This is a genomic window from Rothia sp. HMSC078H08 (assembly GCF_001808955.1).
In the GTDB taxonomy this organism is placed as follows: domain Bacteria; phylum Actinomycetota; class Actinomycetes; order Actinomycetales; family Micrococcaceae; genus Rothia.
Genome location: NZ_KV795257.1, coordinates 328,166 through 347,126, shown reverse-complemented (window position 1 = coordinate 347,126; position 18,961 = coordinate 328,166). Strand labels below are relative to the sequence as shown.

Here is an 18,961-nt window from a genome sequence, read left to right as displayed (position 1 = left end):
CCCGCCTGTTCGATAGCCTTCTCGGCTGCGGCAACAACGCCGTCCTCGAAGGTCTGGCCCTCAGCCCAACCGCGGCGAGTGCTAATACCGGCTAGACGCTCCAGCAGGCCCTTCGGCATACGCAGACGCTTATAGGTTTGGGCCAGCTGCTCATCGAAGTAGTCGCTCGTGACGACCTCCGGAGGCAGCTCATGGGTAATAGACAGCAGAGCTGCGTTAGCGTGGCGAATGTCAGAGTTTGTGCCGACCTTATCGGCGGATGCATTCATCAATGGTGTGGCCCTTGTAAATAGAAGTCAGTGGGATACAAAGACGGCGGGGATGCGCACAGCGGCCCCGCAGAATTCGTGATGCTCATTCCAATCTACCGCACCGACCGGGCGAACCCGTATCCGTAGACCCAATATGAACGCGCCCGTTCACCCCGCGCGTAAGATGATGCAGAATGAGGAACTTTGAACCCCCTTCACCCCGTGCACGTTCACGCCGCCCGCCCGCCGCACCGCGTACACTAGAGGGATGCCGCCACGCACCACAGAACGTGCCCGGCACACACCAGTTCTTCTGCAGAAAGGCCCCTTGTGCACCTGATGTCGCTGACCCTGCGCGGGTTCAAGTCTTTCGCCTCCGCAACCACTTTTGAGTTCACCCCCGGCATTAACGCGGTGGTCGGCCCCAACGGCTCCGGCAAGTCCAACGTGCTGGATGCGCTCGCCTGGGTCATGGGTGAGCAGGGCGCTAAGAGCCTGCGCGGCGGCAGCATGAAGGACGTTATCTTCGCGGGCTCCGGTGAGGCTGGTTCGGGCGACGGCGCCCAGCGTGCACCCCTGGGCCGCGCCAAAGTCACCCTGACTTTCGATAATTCTGATGGCACCCTCAGCATTCCCGCTGATCGGGTGCAGATTTCGCGCACCATGTTCCGCTCCGGCGGCAGCGAGTACGAGATTAACGGCTCCCCGGCGCGCCTTGCCGACATTCAGGACCTGCTCTCGGAGGCGGGTCTGGGTCAGCAGATGCACGTGCTCGTCGGCCAGGGTCAGCTGGATGCGGTCCTGCACGCCACCGCGCAGCAGCGCCGCGACATGATCGAGCAGGCGGCGGGCGTGGTCAAGTACCGCCGCCGCCAGGAGAAGACCAGCCGCAAGCTGGAGTCTGTGGCATCGAACGTTACCCGCCTGAGCGACCTGGTTGCCGAGCTGGATTCGCAGTTGCAGCCGCTGAGCGAGCAGGCAGAATCCGCCGCGACCGCGCGCCAGCTGCAGGCGCGCATCCGCCAGCTGGAGGCGGTGCTTTTGACCCGTCAGCTGGGTATTCTGCAGGCTGAGCAGACGCAGGCTCTCGCCTCCGAGGCGGAAGGTACCCGCCGCGCCGAAGCCCTGAAAGAACAACTGGAGGCGGCACGTACAGCGTCCGCGAAGCATCAGCAGGAGCAGAACCGCCTGAACGCCGAGGTCACCGCCTGTCAGAAGGCCGTGTCGACCCTGCGCGAGTCCGCCGCGCGCGTGCGCACCGTGCAGTCCATCGCCGCCGAGCGCGTGCGCACCTACCGCGTGGAACTGACCGAGGCAACCGCCGCCGCCCGCGCCGGATACGAACGCGCCCTGGAACTGCTGGAGGAGCGCCGCGAAGAGGCAGAGCGCGCGGTGGAAAGCTACGCCAGCTTTGAGGAACGCTACGATGCGGCGCTGAAGAATGTTGAGAAGGCGGCGTCCGAGGTGGCGCAGACTGAGCGCGCCTCGGGTGAGGCGGCGCAGTCTCGTGCCCGCGCGCAGGCTCAGCTGGATGCCGCCCGCGCCGCTGCGGTGGAGGCGACCCGCGCCTACGCGGCGGCGGCTGAGCGTGCCGCAACCCTGCGTGAGGCGCTGGGCCAGAGCCTGGGCGAAGCGCCCGCTGAACTGGACACTGAATCTGCTGAGGCGGTGTTCGACCCCGAGACCGGCGAGGTCATGGATTCTTCGAACGAAGGCGCGAGCCTGTTGCGCGTGCTGGATGCCGTGCAGATTGACCCCGAGTACACCCGTGCGGCGTCTGCTGCGCTGACCTCGCTGGCGACCGCGGCGTTGAGCGTGCCGGTTGAGGGCGCCGAGGTGTCGCACCTGCGCGGTGATAAGGGGGACGAAAGCAACGAATCTGCCGCGAAGGAACTTTCAACAGAACTGCCCGAAACCACCCTGCCCGAATCCTGCACCGCCGAGCTGCGTGAGCTGGGTATCCGCCCGGCAACCGAGATCATTGAACCGCTCAGCGAGGATGCCGCCGCGCTCGCCGGCATCGACGAGCACGCCCTGGCACGCGTCACCGCGGCGCTGGGTGAGCGTCTGGTGGGTGTACTGTTCGCGCCGGATGCCGCCTCCGCAGAGCAAGCCCTGCACCTGCTCGCAGAGAATACCCTCGCAGTTCAGCGCACTATTTGGCGTATTTTTGACCCCGCAGGCACCGAGCACACCCGCTACAGCCTGCTCTACCCGGCTGAGGGCGCCAGCCCCCTGGAACTTGCCGCCGCATACCGCGCCGCCTCCCAGGTCGTGACCCGCACCCGCGCGGAACTGGACGAAGCCGAGCAGTCCGTTCAGCAGGCTCAGACCGCGGCAGAATCGGCGGTCGAAGCAGAACGCGAGGCGGCGAAGGCGGCGGGCGTGGCGAGCGCCGAGCACGCCCGCGCCCGCGCCCAGGCGGAGTCCCTGGAAGCCTCCGCGCAGAACATTCAGGCTGAGCGCGCCCGCCTGAACGAGCGCCTCACCGCCGCGGAGGAATCCGTGGCGCAGGCGCGCGTCGCCTACGAATCGGCGCGCACCCGCGAGGACACCTACCTGGCGGGCACGGGGGAGCAGGCTCCTGCTGCAACAATTGAGCGCCGCGCCCATCGCCTGGGTGAGGTACTTGCCGAGCAGGTGAGCGAGCGCGAGCAGCAGCTGCACGAGCTGAGCACCGACCTGAAGAACGCCCAGGAGGGCCTGACCGGCACGAACGATGAGGTGCAGGACCTACAGGCGGCGCACGCGGCGGCGCTGACCCTGCTGGCGCGCACCCAGACGGAGGCGGCACGCGTGCAGGAGCGCGTACAGGCGCTGGCTGAGCGTGCCCGCCTAGTGACCGGTTTGACCCTGGAGCAGCTGGAGGAAGAGTACTCCGAGCAGCTGCCGGTTGACGTGCCCGCAGATGAGGCTTCCGAAAATGCTGCCTCCGAAAACGACGCTCCCGAAAATGCTGCTGCCGAAACGGCATCAGAGACTACCGAAGCTTCCACCGAGAGCGTGCGCGCTCGCCTCAAGGCGACCCGCGCCGAACTGGATGCGCTGGGCGCCATTAACCCGCTGGCGTTGGAGGAGTACGAGGCGCTTTCGGAACGCCACGCCTACCTGAATCAGCAGATTGAGGATTTGAAGGCGACCCGCCGCGACCTGAACACGGTCATGGACGAGGTCAGCAGCCACATTGCGGAGGTGTTCACCGCCGCGATGGAGGACATTAACACCCACTACCGCCGCATCTTTGAGACCCTGTTCCCGGGAGGCGAGGGCCACCTTGAGCTGGACGACCCGTCCGATCCGCTGAATTCGGGCGTGGAGATTCACGCACGCCCGGCGGGTAAGAAGGTTAAGCGCCTGTCGCTGCTGTCCGGCGGTGAGCGTTCGCTCGCTTCGCTGGCGCTGTTGATTGCGATTTATATGTCTCGCCCTTCGCCGTTCTATGCCCTTGATGAGGTTGAGGCGGCGTTGGATGACCGCAACCTCTCGCGCCTGCTGCAGGTGATTGGTGAGTTGGGGGAGCGCTCGCAGCTGATTGTGGTGACGCATCAGAAGCGCACGATGCAGATTGCGGAGACCTTGTACGGGGTGTCGATGCGCGGTGGCGTGTCGACGGTGCTTTCTCAGCAGATGGAGGAGTTGCGCGAGCTGCTGTAGCCCGCCGCGTGCCCACCCCGGCGAACGTCACATGTCCTAGGAATGGTCATGTGCACCTCAAGGTACTGTTCACTGCCCGTGCCCGGGTACTATAGGGGGATATGTGCGAACACCGCCCACCTATTCACGGTTGGCGTGGTGTTTCGCTGTGATCAGGCCTGATGCCCCGCCCTACCCGCGGCGCGCATCCGGCGGCAACCATCCAGGGAAGGAATAGTGATGAGCGAGAACCTGGCAGATGCTTTCCTCAACGGCGAGTCGTTGAAGAATGCCCCCGGCCCCTATTTTGGTGAGTACGGCGGGCGGTGGATGCCCGAGTCGCTGATTGCCGCCATGGATGAGCTGGAGGCAACCTTCAACGAGGCGAAGAACGATCCCGAGTTCATTGCTGAGTTCCAGCGGCTTTCTGCTGAGTATTCGAACCGTCCGTCGCTACTGACTGAGGTTCCGAAGTTCTCTGAGCATGCTGGTGCGCGTGTGTTCCTCAAGCGTGAGGACCTGAACCACACCGGTAGCCACAAGATTAATAACGTGATTGGCCAGGCTCTGCTGGCTAAGCGTATGGGTAAGACCCGTCTGATTGCTGAGACCGGCGCGGGTCAGCACGGTGTTGCGACTGCGACCGCGGCTGCGCTCTTCGGTATGGAGTGCGTGGTCTACATGGGTGAGGAAGACACTGAGCGTCAGTCGCTGAACGTGGCTCGTATGCAGCTGCTGGGCGCGAAGGTGATTGCGGTTCAGAACGGTTCCCGCACCCTCAAGGACGCCATTAATGAGGCGCTGCGCGACTGGGTTTCGAACGTTGAGAACACCCACTACCTGCTGGGTACCGCTGCGGGTGCGCACCCGTTCCCGGCGATGGTGCGTTTCTTCCATGACGCTATTGGTTCTGAGGCGCGCGAGCAGATTCTGGCTGAGACTGGCCGCCTGCCCGATGGTATTGCTGCCTGCGTGGGTGGCGGTTCGAACGCGATTGGTCTGTTCCACGCGTTCTTGGATGATGCTTCGGTTGAGATTTACGGTTTTGAGGCTGGCGGCGACGGCGTGGATACCGGCCGTCACGCGGCGACCATTACTCTGGGCCGCCCGGGCATGCTGCACGGTGCGATGACCTACCTGATGCAGGATGAGGATGGCCAGACCATTGAGTCCCATTCGATTTCTGCTGGTCTGGATTACCCGGGTGTGGGTCCGGAGCACTCCTACCTGTCCGATATTGGTCGCGTGACCTACGAGCCGGTGACTGACACCGAGGCGATGGACGCTCTGCGTCTGCTCTGCCGCACCGAGGGTATTATCCCGGCGATTGAGTCCTCGCACGCCCTTGCCGGTGCGCTGCGCGTGTGCCAGCGTTGGGCTGCTGAGGATCCGGAGGCGGCACGCGAGAAGACCATGATTGTCTGCCTGTCCGGTCGTGGCGATAAGGACATGGAGACCGCGCTGAAGTGGTTCGGTCTGGGTAAGGCGATTCCGTCCTCGACCCTGATGACCGGTAATAAGGAAGCTGCCGCATCCGCTGCACAGAACGCACAGGCTGAAAGTGAGGCTAAGTAATGAGCTACCAGGACGCTATTTCTCAGGCGGCACCTTTTACGGTGCTGGATGGTTCTTTCCCCGCTCCGAATGCGCAGTCGCCTCTGGCGGCTCGTCTGGCTGAGTGCGAGAAGCAGGGCCGCGCGGCGCTGATCGGCTACCTGCCGGTGGGCTTCCCGACCCTGGATGAGTCGATTGACGCGGCGATTGCTTTGGGCAATAACGGCGCGGACATTATTGAGCTGGGCGTGCCTTATTCTGATCCGGTCATGGATGGCCCGGTGATTCAGAAGGCGACCGGCGTGGCGCTGGAGAACGGTTTCAAGCTGTCTCAGCTGTTTGAGGCGGTCCGCCGCATTACTGAGGCTACCGACGCGGTGGTCGTCGTGATGACTTACTGGAACCCGGTTCTGGCGTACGGTGTGAAGCGTTTTGCGCGTGATTTGGCGGCTGCCGGTGGCGCGGGCATGATTACCCCGGACCTGGTGCCTGATGAGGCGTCGGCATGGTTTGAAGCGTCGAACGAGTACGGCCTGGATCGTATTTTCCTTGCCGCGCTGTCTTCGTCGCCGGAGCGTCTGGCGACCATTGCGAAGGCATCGAGTGGCTTCGTGTACGCCGTGTCGGTGATGGGCGTGACCGGTGCCCGCACCTCCGTGTCGGAGGCGGCTCGCACCCTGGTTGCGGACATTAAGGCTGCCGGTGCGCCTCGTGCGTGCGTGGGCCTGGGTGTTTCGACTCGTGCCCACGTTGAGGAGATTGGCGCGTATGCGGACGGCGTGATTGTCGGTACCGCGCTGGTGAAGGCTTTGGCTTCTGGCGGTGTTGAGGCGGTGGCTAAGCTGACCCGTGAGCTGGCGGGGCGTGAAGGCTAATGTCTGATGTGCTGTCGCTGGCGAGCGCGCCGGTAGCTAACGTGCTGGCTTCGATTCCCTCTCCGAGCGTTTCGTACCTGCAGCTGGGCCCGTTCCGTGTGCATTTCTATGCCCTGTGTATTCTGGCGGGTATGGCGGTGTGCTTGTGGCTGGGTTCTCGCCGTTGGAAGGCGGCGGGTGGTACCCCTGAGCGCGTTTTTGACGTGGCGATGTGGGCTATTCCGGCGGGCATTATTGGTGCCCGCGCCTACCATGTGCTGATTACTGACCCGGGTAGCTATTTCGGTCCGAATGTTGCTGATCCGTGGGCTTTCCTGAAGATTTGGGAGGGCGGCATCGGCATTATGGGTGCCGTGTCGGTTGGTGCGTTGGGCGCCTGGTATGGTTGCCGCCGCTACGGGATGAATTTCCCGGCTTTTGCGGATGCGGTAGCGCCGGGTATTCTGCTGGCTCAGGCGTTTGGCCGCTGGGGTAACTGGTTCAACCAGGAGCTGTTCGGCAAGCCGACGACTCTGCCGTGGGGCTTGGAGATTAGCGCGTCGAGCGGTAATTTCCCGACCCAGTATCCGGCGGGTACGCTGTTCCATCCGACGTTCTTGTACGAGTCGCTGTGGAACCTGCTGGGTGTGGCGTTGCTGCTGTGGCTGGGCCGTAAGGGAGTGCTGAAGCTGGGTCAGACCCTGTGGCTGTATGTGTTCTACTACGGTGTGGGTCGCCTCTTCATTGAGATGTTCTTGCGTATTGATACCTCGGAGATGCTCTGGGGCGTTCGTATTCACGTGTGGACTGCTCTGTTGCTGGTTCTGCTGGGTGCTGTTGGTTTTGTGGTGGCTGGTCGTCGTGCGGCGGCGAAGGCTGCTGCGGGTATTGAGCCGGCTCCGGCGGAGTTCGCTCCGAAGCCCGTCGAGGGTAAGACCGCAGAGGACGCTGAGGAGAAGGCATCCGAGAAGGCTGAATCTTCTGAAGACTCTGATTCTTCCAAATCTGAGTCTTCGACTAAGAGCTCCTAGCTCAACTTCAATTTCATAGAAGAATTTCATAGAAAACCGCCGGATGGGGAGCGCCCCTGTCCGGCGGTTTTTTATGCCCGCTATTTATGCCGCTGCCTGCTTCTTGCCGCTGGATGTTCTCATGGTGGCATATGCCGGGACCCTGTACGGATTTGGGCTGTTGAGAAGGCATAATAGAGGTATTGCGTGTGGCGGGCACCCGCGTAAGGGGCATGAGGCTCCGCGTAAGGAGTATGAGGCTCTTTGAGCGCCCGTCGCTTCTGCGTTTAGAAACACCCACTCAACGTACAGGATTTTTATCGTGAGCTCTTCTGCCGACGATTCTTCGCGCCCCGTTTCTCCTTCTTCTCGCCCGGGTCTGACCCGTCGTCGTCTTGTGGCTGGTGCGGCGTGGGCTGCCCCGGTTGTTGTGTCGTCGTCGGTGATTCCGGCGTATGCGGCTTCTGATGAGGAAGGCGAGTGCACCGGCCCTTATGAGGATTCGACGATGATCACTGCCGGTGACGGCGTGAAGAAGGTTGCCGTGCTGACGGTTCCTGCGGGCGCTAAGCGTATGCGTTTTGTGGCTGTGGGCGGTGCCGGCGGCACGAACTACACTGTGGCTGATGCCGGTTCCGGTGCCATGGTGGAGGGTTCTATGGCTGTGCGCGGCGGCCAGACTATTACTCTGACTGCCGGTTCGGGCGGTATCGGTAATGGTGAGCTGAAGCCCGCTGAGGGCGGCGACGGCTACGGTGTGGGCGGCTCCTCGAAGGCTCCTTCGCCGGTTCCTGCGAATGTTGTTTCTGCGATTAATGATTTGACCCGCATTTCTGGCGGTGTGACCGGTCGCGGTGGCATGAGCGCTGTGCTGTATTCGGCGTCCGGCGGTGGTTCGTCCGCTATTGAGGTGGATGGCGTGCCGATGATTGTTGCCGGTGGTGGCGGCGGTGCCGGTGTGCTGGCGTCGTATGCGACGGTTCTGCCGAACCCCGCGAATGCGGGTGCTGTGCGCCCGACCGCGCACTATTCGCTCGATAGCTCCGGTGGCGAGCACCAGTTCAGCACCGGTGGTGGCGCTGGTTCGGGTGACGGCGACGGTTCGCCCGGTTTTGTTGGTTTCACCTCGTATGAGGCGCAGTCTAATCCGATTCTGACGGTGAACCCGGGTTCGGGTGCCGCCGGTGGTGTGGGCGGTGCTGGCGGTGAGAAGCTGAACCCGCCGACCACCGATGGTTCGGTGATTGGTTTTTCGAGCACCTCCACTCAGAAGCTGGTGAGCACTGCGACTGCCGGTGCGGCGGGTGCGAGCGGTTTCCGCGCGAAGGGCGCCGATGGTGTGGCGAGCTATTCGTACCAGTGGGATCAGACTCCGGAGGGTACCGATAACCGACCGTCGAACGCTGGCGAGCTGTTTAATGGCTACCAGTCGGTGGTTTCTGGAGGCGGTGGCGCCGGTTATGGCGGCGGCGGCTCCGGTGCTGCGTTGAGCGTTTCGGCTCGTGTGGTGTCGCAGAAGTGGAATAACGATTCGGCTCGTGCCCGCTATGCGGTGGGTTCGGTGCAGCTGGCTGGCGGTGGTGCTGGCGGCGGTACGTTCATGGATTCTACGGTGCGCATCATGGATCTGGGTTGGGCGTTGAACGCTCCGAATGGTCCGGGTGAGCGCGGCGCTGGCTATATTGAGGTTGCTTTCTGCTTCTAGGCGGCGGCTGAAATCCACCGTGAATCGTATAGGTGCAGATTGAACCCTTTCTTTAGGGTGGTATGCGCCTCAAACTTAATATTTAAATTTTTTTATGAATGCCCCCAGGCCGCTGGTTTGGGAGGCATTCTCATCTTCTGTGTCGGTTCGTCATAGAGTCATATCAACCTTTAGCGGTTTTTAGCGGTTTAGCGCATTGATTGAAATAGATCTTATCGAAAGCTCATCCTCGCTCGCGTGCCGACCCCTAAATAACCCCTCTGTCATATTCGGGGGTAAACCTTTAGACTGGCAGCTCATCATTGTACTGTGGAAATGTAAAGAATATGCGCACCCACCCCGCTAGGTTGCAAAGCGTAGATTGCAGCTTGCGGTTTGCAGCTTGCGGCTTGAGTGTGGCTACCAATGACAAAGGAGTTTAGATCATGTGCAAGGAAACCATGAAGGCTGTTGTTGTCCCTGAGAAGGTTGACGGTTCGGTTGTTGTCCGTGAGGTCCCCGTTCCGGAGGTTGGTCACGGCCAGGCGCTCGTGAAGATTGAGTACTCGGGCGTGTGCCACACTGACCTGCACGTGGCTGCCGGTGATTTCGGTGAGCTTCCGGGCCGTATTCTGGGCCACGAGGGCGTTGGTCGTGTCGTCAAGGTCGGTGAGGGCGTCGAGTCCCTGAAGGAAGGCGACCGCGTGTCGGTGGCTTGGTTCTTCGAGGGCTGCGGCCACTGCGAGTACTGCACCTCGGGTCGTGAGACCCTGTGCCGTTCGGTCAAGAACGCCGGCTACACCGTCGACGGCGCCATGAGCGAGTACACCCTGGTGCCCGCTGATTATGCTGTGAAGGTTCCCGAGGGCCTTGACCCGGCGCAGGCTAGCTCCATTACCTGCGCTGGTGTGACCACCTACAAGGCAACCAAGGAGTCGCTGGTTCGCCCGGGTCAGTGGCTGGTCGCTTACGGCGCTGGCGGTCTGGGCAACCTGGCTGTTCAGTACGCTAAGAAGGTTTTCGGTGCCAAGGTTATCGCTGTTGATATCAACGACGACAAGCTGGCTCTGGCTCGTAAGGTCGGTGCTGATCACGTCATCAACGGCCGTGAGGTTGAGGACGTTCCGGCTCGTATTCGCGAGCTGACCGGCGGTGGCGCTCACGCTGCTGTGGTGACCGCTGTGTCGAAGGTTGCGTTCAACCAGGCTATCGAGTCGGTTCGTGCGGGCGGTTCCGTGGTGGCTGTTGGTCTGCCTTCGGAGATGATGGAGCTGTCCATTGTGAAGATCGTTCTGGACGGTATCCGCGTGGTGGGTTCCCTGGTGGGCACCCGTCAGGATTTGGCGGAGGCGTTCCAGTTCGGTGCTGACGGCCTCGTGGTTCCGGTGGTTCAGCTGCGTGAGGTTGACGAGGCACCGGCTGTCTTCGAGGAAATGACTGCTGGTAAGATTACCGGCCGTATGGTTCTGGACTTCGCTAGCCTCTAAGCTGGCGGATGGTTCGAGGCGCCCGGTAGGGCTTCAAGGTCTCACTCGACTGGGGTCTTGCCGGTAGTTTCGATGGTTATAGCGCCTAGGGCGCATCCCGTGTGGCGGGGGAGTATGGGTACTCTTTCTGCTGTGCATACGACGCGGGGTGCGCCTTAGTGTTTTTAACGCGGCTTTTTAGGGCGGGGTGGACTGTAGGTTTTTGAGAGCCGTTATCGTGAGGAGCCGAATTCCTCTGTGAGTACTAGGCACCTAAACGTAATATACGCAGGAATTTATTTTTGAAATATTCGGGGAATATCTCAAAATTCTCACTAAATTAGTTCAATAGAGTATCTTGTTTGACATCTATAGACCTCAAAATGCATACTTGTATTGTAAACATTCAACTACTGGTTGAAGCGTAATATTTGCCGAAGAGATAGGTTTCGCGTGCGCCTACACCTACCCTAGATGTAACGGGATATGACGTGTGAAGGTTTCGGCCCTCCTAGATATCGATTCCTTCTCCCGGAACGCCATACCCGGGTGAATTTCAGCATCTTCGTACCGTGCCGTTATTCACCGTTGAGTCCTTAATTCCGGCCAGGCGCCCCTTTAGACACCTTCGGATTGAGGTCTCACCAACGATTAGTGTGGGCCCCACGGACATAGTCAATGGGGACTATGTCCGCCACACTAATCCGGGGCTTTTAGGACATTGCATGACTTCGAGGCGGCACGCCCGCCACGCCATAAATTTACCTGCCGGCACGGGTAACATAGCCGGGTTCTCTACTCACTCGGTAACCCACCCGCTGCAGAACGCATCTTGATTCTATGTTGTTCAGAAGATGCGCCCTGTAGCAAAAGAACGAGGGGCACCTCTGCCAGGTGCCCCTCGTTTTTATATGCGCGTTGCAGTGTTTATTAGCTGCCGTGCTGTTGAGTAGATTCCACGCTCTTAGTAGATACCGCGCCGCGCGGTCCAGCGGATCGTGCCGCGCTCAAAGTCCATGTAGTACACGCCGTTCACGTAGGATTCGTCGCCGCGTGCCGCACCGTAGCGGGCGCTATTCTTCTCCCAATGCTTGAAAATCGCGCCGTTACCGTTGGTTTCGTACGCACCGTACGCATCCGACCAGAGCAGTACCTTACCCGAGGCGAACTGAATCTGAGCGCCCGTAGAGGTGACAGTCTCGTCGGTCACCGGTGCACCCCAGGCGCCGCGGTGCTGCAGGAAGCGGTGGTAGAACGCGCCGCCGGTGTGCATGCGGTGGGTGCCGGTCTGCGCGGACCACACGTAGGTGGTGCTGCCGGTGAACTCCTGTTTGATGAGGCCGTTGCCCAGGTTCTGCTCGTCGGTGGTGGGCACGCCCCTCATGCCAGCTGCACGCCAGGTCGCGTAGATGGAGCCGCGCTCATTGATGATGTGGGTGCCGGTAGCGGCAGACCAGTAGGCGCCCTCACCGTTAGCGAAGGAGACTGCGATGGTCTCGGAGCGGGTTTCCTCGTCGGTGGTCAGGCCGCGGAATCGTGCCACGTCCGAGCGGAACTTATGATCCAGGCCGCCGTTGGTGACCAGCCAGTGCGAACCGTGAGAGTTCGTCCAGTAGATGGTCTTGCCGTTGGTGAACTTCTGCGCGTACACGCCGTGACCCAGAGAGTACTCGGTGCCAATCGGGTTGCCGTAGAAGGAGCGGTTCTTATTCCAGAAGTTACCGATGCCGGTGCGAATATCAATGGAGCCGGTCGCGGTGGTCACCACGTTCGAATCCTGAGCGGCGCGATCTTTTGCCGCACGCTCCTCAACCGTGCGGTCCTGGCCGTTCGACCAGTTGCGGTGCACAGCCTTCGGGTTCTTCGCCAGAACCTTCAGATCGTTCACGGTGCCGGGGAAGAAGTTCGAGTCACCCACGAACGGGCCCGAATCGGTGAACTGCCAAATGTCGTAGCCGCTCCAACCCGCCGGAATTGCACCGACCACGGTCGAGTAGCTCGCCAGGTGCAGGGGCAGAGAACCAAACTGTTGCGAACCCACGCACTGCGACCACCAAGAGGTTGCGGTGTACACCATCGGGGCGCGACCGGTCAGTGAACGGTAGGTGTCCACAAAGTCGCGGGTCCAGGCGGTCAGCTGCGCCGGGGTCATGTTGAAGCAGGTGTTGCCGTAGGCGGGGTAGGGATTGAACTCGATGTCCAGCAGACCGGGCAGGGTCTTGCCGTCGGCAGTCCACGCGCCACCATTCTGCACGAAGTAGCGTGCCTGATCGGCACCCGAGGAGGTGCGGGGGTTCGCGAAGTGGTAGGCGCCGCGCACCATGCCTGACTCGGCGGAGCCGTTGTACTGCTGACCGAAGTAGGGGTTGGTGTAGTAGCCGCCCTCGGTCGCCTTCACGTAGGCGAAGCGGGAACCTGCGGCGTAGGCGCTCGCCCAGTCCACGTTCTGCTGGTGCGAGGAGACGTCCATACCGAGGGTGCCGCCGGAGGGGGTCCATGCGGAGCGGCCCTGTGCCAGCGCTTGACCGGGTGCCAGTGCCTGACCGGCTGCCGGAGCTCGACCAGCCGCCAGACCCTGCGCGGAGCTCTGGGTCGCGGAAATACCGCTCAGGGTCGCGGTAGAAGCGGGGGAGATGGCGCCGGTGCGTGCGTTCGCGGTGCCCAGGCGTTCGCGCTCGCCCGCACCCATGGCGGGGTTTGAGCGTTCGACCAGAGATGCATCCGGGGCGGGAGCGTAGCTGAGCTCTTCGTAGGATGCGCCGAGGTTGACCTCTGCCGCTGCGCTCGCGCTGGGGGCGGCGAAGGCTGCGGGAACGGAGGTGAGGGATGCGGCGACCAGGGTGACTGCGGACGCCATGATGGAGCGGGCTGCTGCGGAGCGCGCGGCAGTCTGGAGTTTCTTCATAGATTTTGCCTGTGTTTGAGAGGTGGATGTGCCGATGTGGCCCTGTGCGGGGGCTTCTGGCACGAGTGAATATGTGGGGTAGTTGAAGTGATGTGTGTCGGTTGCCGGGTATGTCAAGCGGCTGACACAGCTAACAGCGTACGGTACCTGCACCGATGTGCGCAATGATTTGGGGTGTCATTCTGGCGGTATATCTTTCGCAGAGTGCACAGTAACCTGGAATCTTTGGGGTGTCTGTTTTACTTTGTGGCTTGTCGGTGCATTTATTGGCTCAGTTTTTTGCGAAAAATTTTAGGTGGGTGACACGCCGGGGCATTGCGAATTTCACTCTGTGGACCGCTGTATTGGGGTGTTGCTGCGTCGGTTCGTTGTCCAGGGTAGGCTGCAGCATCTAGAGCTACGTTGCCGGGATGCAGTCGGGTGCTGATGCGCCGGGCGGTGCCTCTTGCGACTTTTGAGTCGGCTTTTGGGCATAAGGAAAGGGGTGGGCCGCACACACAAAGACCCACCCCTCATGTTCCGGGTACTGTATTTGGCGCGGCCTCGCACCGGCACCCGGAGTTTCATGGTCGATGCAGGAGAGATGAAGAGTCATCGACCACGTATATGGTGCCTGTTGGCACGTTTTTCTCGGCTCTTCCCGCCCGCTCTTTCAGGTTCTGGTGTCCGGCTGAAAGAGACGGGTGGGAAGAGGCGAAAGCTTGTGTTTCCCGAAAGGCTTAGAGGAACTTTGCGATGTCCTCAATCAGCGGCTTGAGGGTCTCGCGATCGATGTACTCAGCCTTGCCAGTCTTGTAGCATTCGAGCATCTGCTGAATGCCCTCGTTCGGGTGCGGGTTCGCCATGAGCCATGCGCGCACCGGGCCCTTCAGGGCGGTCTTGTGAGCCAGCGAAATCTTGTCGAAGTCGATGCCGCCACGCAGGTGGTAGACGGGGCGACCTTCGGTCAGTTCGGGGGTGTAGCTCTTGGCGACGGCCTTGTCCAGCAGCTTCTTGGAGTATTCACCGGTGAAGGAGACGGTGAAGAATGCGGTGCGGTTCTTCTTGGGCGCAATAATCGGCAGAATCTTCTTGCGAAGTGCCGGTGCGCCGTTGAGGAATCCACCGTAGTCGCTGCCGGCAATGACGAAAGCGTCGAATGCCTCAGCCTGCTCGGGGGTGACCTTGGAGGCGGGGACAGTCTCAACCTCGGGGGCCTGCGGGAGTGCACGCAGATCTTCTGCCAGCCAGGTGGCGTACTGTTCGGTGTAGCCGTAGGTGGAGCCGAAGATAATCAGCACGCGAGTAGTCATCTGTGAACCTTCCAGATATATTTCGCATTTCAAATACTAATTATGGGTTCCAATATAGGCTAGGCGCGCGAAAATGTGAAATCGCCCAGCTTTTGGATGCCCCATCTATCTTCTCATAGCCCACTCTGAGTGTCTCTATGTTTTTGAAATATGCTCGAATGTTCTCGAACGAGACTAAATATTGCGCAGTACTGGCTAGATATGGGTAAAAAGCACCCTAATTTACTTTCCGGGCGAGGCGGGGGTGGTGGGGGTGAAAATCGACTTTCTGTGGCGTGTTCGATGGAAGAGGGGTGGCGTTCAAAATGCGACGTGAAACACAATTTCTTCGGTGGAAAGAGTTGGGAGAAGCATACCCAAGAGGGCGCAAAACCCCTATAATTGAGAAAGAGTCCCACGCATCCGGCATGTGGTTACCTGTTAGAACACGTGGGAATAATTGGGAATTTGACATTAGTCTTCCCCGGAAAATCAGTGTGAGCCCTCAGGGGCCACATGAAACAACACACAAAGGTTAGGTACATGAGGCGCGCAAAAATCGTTGCAACCATCGGTCCGGCAATCGAGTCCCCCGAGAAGATCTCCGAGGCAATCAAGGCTGGCCTGAACGTCGCCCGTCTGAACATGAGCCACGGTGACCACGCCGAGCACCAGGCACGCTACGACACCATCCGTGACCAGTCTGCAAAGCTCGGTAAGGACGTTGCTATCCTCGCCGACCTGCAGGGCCCCAAGATTCGCCTCGAGCGTTTCGCAAACGGCAAGGAATACCTTGAGCCCGGCGCAGACTTCACCATCACCTCCGAAGACGTTGAAGGTACCGCAGAAATCTGTGGCACCACCTACAAGGGTCTGCCCGGCGACGTAAAGCTCGGCGACAAGCTCCTGCTCGACGACGGCAAGATTCGCCTCGAAGCTATTGAGGTAACTCCCACCCGCGTTCGCACCCGCGTGGTCGTCGGTGGCCCGATCTCCAACAACAAGGGCATCAACCTGCCCGGCGCAGCAGTCTCCCTGCCCGCGCTGACCGAGAAGGACGCAAACGATCTGCGCTTCGCACTGAAGATGGGTGCAGACATCATTGCACTCTCCTTCGTCCGTACCGGCGCAGACGTTGACCCCGTCCACAAGATCATGGACGAAGAGGGTATCCGCGTACCCGTCATCGCCAAGATCGAGAAGCCCCAGGCAGTTGAGAACCTGCAGGACATCATCGACAAGTTCGACGGCATCATGGTCGCTCGTGGTGACCTCGGTGTTGAGCTGCCCTTCTCCGAGGTTCCCCTCGTCCAGAAGAAGGCAATCGACATGGCACGCCGCTGGGCAAAGCCTGTCATCGTGGCAACCCAGGTGCTCGAGTCCATGACCGACAACCCCGTCCCCACCCGTGCAGAGGTTTCTGACTGCGCTAACGCAATCCTCGACGGCGCAGACGCTGTGATGCTCTCCGGTGAGACCTCGGTCGGTAAGTACCCGATCCTGACCCTGCAGGCTATGGCTGCAATCGTTCAGGATACCGAAAAGGGCGGCCTGTACCGCGTGCCCGAGCTGGACCGCAAGCCCCGCACCCGCGGTGGCGCAATCACCCGCGCAGCTGTGAACATCGCTGACCAGCTGGATGCAAAGCTCATCGTTACTTTCACCCAGTCCGGTGACTCCGCACGTCGTCTGGCACGTCTGCGTCCCGAGACCCCGATTGTCGCGTTCACCACCAGCTCGAAGGTTCGCTCCTTCCTGTCCATGTTGTGGGGCGTTGAGGCTGAGCAGGTTGAGATGATCACCGATCAGGAAGGTCTGTTCCACTTCGTGGACGAGTACCTGCTGAAGAACGGTCTGGCAGAAGCTGGCGACCTGGTCGTCGTTGCTGCCGGTGCTCCCGCAGGCCGCGCAGGTACCACCAACATGGTTCAGGTACACCGCGTCTACGGTGCTGAGGGCGAGCGCGAGGCTCTGCGTCCTTACGAGGAGAACGAGGTCAAGCGCTAAGCCGCTCACCAATCTTTTTCGATGCGTAGCTGAGGGTAATCCTCAGTCTGTACGCTCGGTATATAGAACCGCCGCCCGGTCGTGAATTCACGGCCGGGCGGCGGTTTCTTGTGCCTTTATTGTTGCCGCATCCGATGTGCGGGTGGGGTACAGGAGCGGATACAGAAAAGCGGCGGGAAAGCTTCAAACTTTCCCGCCGCTTTTGCGTTGGTGCCCGAGGTGGGACTCGAACCCACACTCCGAAGAACCTGATTTTGAGTCAGGCGCGTCTGCCAATTCCGCCACTCGGGCGTATCACGCATTCGTGCGTAACACCTTTAGAATTCTAACCCAGGCTGTCTAGAAAATCTAATCTATCTGACGTGTTGAGCAGGCTGAGGCGGGGCGCGGAACATCTACTGAGGGTTTCTGTCGCGCCTCTATGAGGGGGTAAGTCTGGTACCTGCCACACATTTGCTGAGGGGTGCGGGAGGGGACGTTGAGTGTAAATCCTGAGCTCAGGGTGAACCGGCGCCACTTATCCACAGTGGAGGCGGGGGAGAAAGCGCGCATCCTGTATCCTTAAAGACTGACTAACCATCCCCGTTCGCCTTCGCGGCTGGGGGCCACCTCAACGTTAAGAAAGTGATCACGGCTCGTGTTCAATTCTCTCTCCGACCGCTTGACGGCAACTTTTAAGAACCTGCGCGGCAAGGGCCGCCTCTCCGAGGCAGACATTGATGCAACCGTCCGCGAAATCCGCCGCGCCCTGCTCGACGCTGACGTCGCCGTCCCCGTGGTCCGCGAATTTACCGCCCACGTGAAGGAACGCGCTCTCGGTGCGGAAGTTTCCGAGGCACTGAACCCCTCCCAGCAGATCGTCAAGATCGTGAACGAGGAGCTGGTGAGCATCCTCGGCGGTTCGACCCGCCGCATCAACATGGCGAAGAGCGGCCCGACCATCATCATGCTGGCGGGTCTGCAGGGTGCCGGTAAGACCACCCTGGCGGGCAAGCTGGCTCACTGGCTGAAGGGCCAGGGCCACACCCCGATGCTGATTGCATCCGACCTGCAGCGCCCCAACGCGGTGACCCAGCTGAAGGTTGTTGGTGAGCGTGCGGGCGTGCCCGTGTACGCGCCGCACCCCGGTGTGACCAGCGAGTTTGACGTACCCACCGGCGATCCCGTGCAGGTGGCGCGTGACGGTGTGGCTGAGGCTCGCGCTAAGCTGCACGACGTGGTGATTGTCGATACCGCGGGTCGTCTGGGTGTTGACGCTGAGCTCATGCAGCAGGCACGTAACATTCGTGACGCTATTGAGCCGCACGAAGTTCTGTTCGTCATCGATGCGATGATCGGTCAGGACGCCGTGAACACCGCTAACGCCTTCAACGAGGGTGTGGACTTCACCGGTGTGGTCCTGTCTAAGCTTGATGGTGACGCCCGCGGTGGTGCGGCTCTGTCGGTGGCTTCGGTGACCGGCAAGCCGATTATGTTCGCGTCCACCGGTGAGAACGTCACTGACTTTGAGCAGTTCCACCCGGACCGTATGGCAAGCCGCATCCTGGATATGGGTGACATCCTGACTCTGATCGAGCAGGCTGAAGCTCAGTGGGATAAGGCTGAAGCCGACCGCATGGCGAAGAAGTTCATCGATCAGGAAGACTTCACTTTTGAGGACTTCCTGGCTCAGATGCAGCAGATCCGTAAGCTTGGTTCCATGAAGAAGCTGCTCATGATGATGCCCGGTGCGGCTCAGATGCGTCAGCAGCTTGAGGCTTTTGACGAGCGCGAGATTGACCGCGTGGAGGCGATTGTTCGCTCCATGACCCCGCATGAGCGTGTGGCTCCGCGCATCATTAACGGTTCTCGCCGTGCCCGTATCGCTAAGGGTGCGGGTGTGACCGTGTCTGAGGTGAACCAGCTGATGGAGCGTTTCGCTCAGGCTCAGAAGATGATGAAGAAGCTCGCTTCGGGCAAGATGCCCGGCATGCCCGGTGGTATGCAGATGCCCGGTATGGCAGCTGCGGCCGGTGGCGCTCGTAAAAACGCGAAGAACAACAACAAGAAGAAGAAGGCTCGCTCCGGCAACCCGCAGAAGCGTGCGGCGCAGGAGGCGGCAGCAGCTAAGGCGCAGCAGGCTCGCGCCGGTGCTGCATTCGGTCAGCAGGCTCAGAACCAGGAGATGGATCTGTCCAGCATGAACCTGCCGAAGGGCTTCGAGAAGTTCCTGCAGTAAGAGCAAATATGAGCCCCGGTAAGGGGTGGTACGGGTGCGCACGTAGTGACGGGGCGCACCCGTACCGGTATGGTGCCCGGTTTGGGCATATGAATGGGTGTGTGAAGG

10 protein-coding genes, 1 tRNA gene and 1 pseudogene are annotated in these 18,961 nt (G+C 60.8%); 8 read left to right on the top strand and 4 right to left on the bottom strand.

What is annotated here, in order from left to right:
• Positions 1-269, bottom strand: a pseudogene (locus HMPREF2528_RS09295) (3-oxoacyl-ACP synthase III); the annotation flags it as partial.
• Between the two features lie 321 nt (positions 270-590).
• On the opposite strand from HMPREF2528_RS09295, the gene HMPREF2528_RS08180 reads away from it, so the two are divergent.
• From HMPREF2528_RS08180 to adhP, 6 genes are all read left to right on the top strand, one after another.
• Positions 591-3,905, top strand: a complete 3,315-nt coding sequence (locus HMPREF2528_RS08180) for a chromosome segregation SMC family protein (protein ID WP_070543776.1) — start codon at positions 591-593, stop codon at positions 3,903-3,905.
• Between the two features lie 219 nt (positions 3,906-4,124).
• The gene (trpB, locus tag HMPREF2528_RS08175; protein WP_070543708.1) at positions 4,125-5,459 is read left to right on the top strand and encodes a tryptophan synthase subunit beta; all 1,335 of its coding nucleotides are present in this window, start codon (positions 4,125-4,127) and stop codon (positions 5,457-5,459) included.
• Positions 5,459-6,313, top strand: coding sequence for a tryptophan synthase subunit alpha (trpA, locus tag HMPREF2528_RS08170; protein WP_070543707.1), 855 nt, complete (start codon positions 5,459-5,461; stop codon positions 6,311-6,313). Before trpB ends, trpA begins: the two co-directional genes overlap by 1 nt.
• Entirely contained in the window at positions 6,313-7,323 is a 1,011-nt protein-coding gene (gene lgt, locus HMPREF2528_RS08165; protein ID WP_070543706.1) for a prolipoprotein diacylglyceryl transferase, read from the top strand. Before trpA ends, lgt begins: the two co-directional genes overlap by 1 nt.
• 301 nt (positions 7,324-7,624) lie before the next feature.
• The gene (locus HMPREF2528_RS08155; protein WP_070543704.1) at positions 7,625-9,007 is read left to right on the top strand and encodes a phosphoenolpyruvate synthase; all 1,383 of its coding nucleotides are present in this window, start codon (positions 7,625-7,627) and stop codon (positions 9,005-9,007) included.
• Positions 9,008-9,447: 440 nt separating this feature from the next.
• A complete protein-coding gene (gene adhP, locus HMPREF2528_RS08150; RefSeq protein WP_049349127.1) occupies positions 9,448-10,473 on the top strand; it encodes an alcohol dehydrogenase AdhP in 1,026 nt (341 codons plus the stop codon).
• 943 nt (positions 10,474-11,416) lie between these two features.
• On the opposite strand, the gene HMPREF2528_RS08145 is transcribed toward adhP, so the two are convergent.
• Together HMPREF2528_RS08145 and HMPREF2528_RS08140 are read right to left on the bottom strand one after the other, a co-directional pair.
• Complete coding sequence (locus tag HMPREF2528_RS08145; protein WP_070543703.1) at positions 11,417-13,357, bottom strand: GH25 family lysozyme; 1,941 nt, start codon at positions 13,355-13,357, stop codon at positions 11,417-11,419.
• Between the two features lie 719 nt (positions 13,358-14,076).
• On the bottom strand, positions 14,077-14,649 hold the full coding sequence (locus HMPREF2528_RS08140) for a flavodoxin domain-containing protein (RefSeq protein WP_049354549.1): 573 nt from the start codon (positions 14,647-14,649) through the stop codon (positions 14,077-14,079).
• 522 nt (positions 14,650-15,171) lie between these two features.
• Between HMPREF2528_RS08140 and pyk the strand changes: the two genes are divergently transcribed.
• Positions 15,172-16,635, top strand: a complete 1,464-nt coding sequence (gene pyk / locus HMPREF2528_RS08135; protein ID WP_070543702.1) for a pyruvate kinase — start codon at positions 15,172-15,174, stop codon at positions 16,633-16,635.
• A 208-nt stretch (positions 16,636-16,843) separates the two neighbouring features.
• On the opposite strand, the gene HMPREF2528_RS08130 is transcribed toward pyk, so the two are convergent.
• Positions 16,844-16,926 (bottom strand) — tRNA-Leu (locus HMPREF2528_RS08130).
• A gap of 346 nt (positions 16,927-17,272) precedes the next feature.
• Between HMPREF2528_RS08130 and ffh the strand changes: the two genes are divergently transcribed.
• Entirely contained in the window at positions 17,273-18,853 is a 1,581-nt protein-coding gene (ffh, locus tag HMPREF2528_RS08125; protein ID WP_049342095.1) for a signal recognition particle protein, read from the top strand.
• Positions 18,854-18,961: the final 108 nt, after the last annotated feature.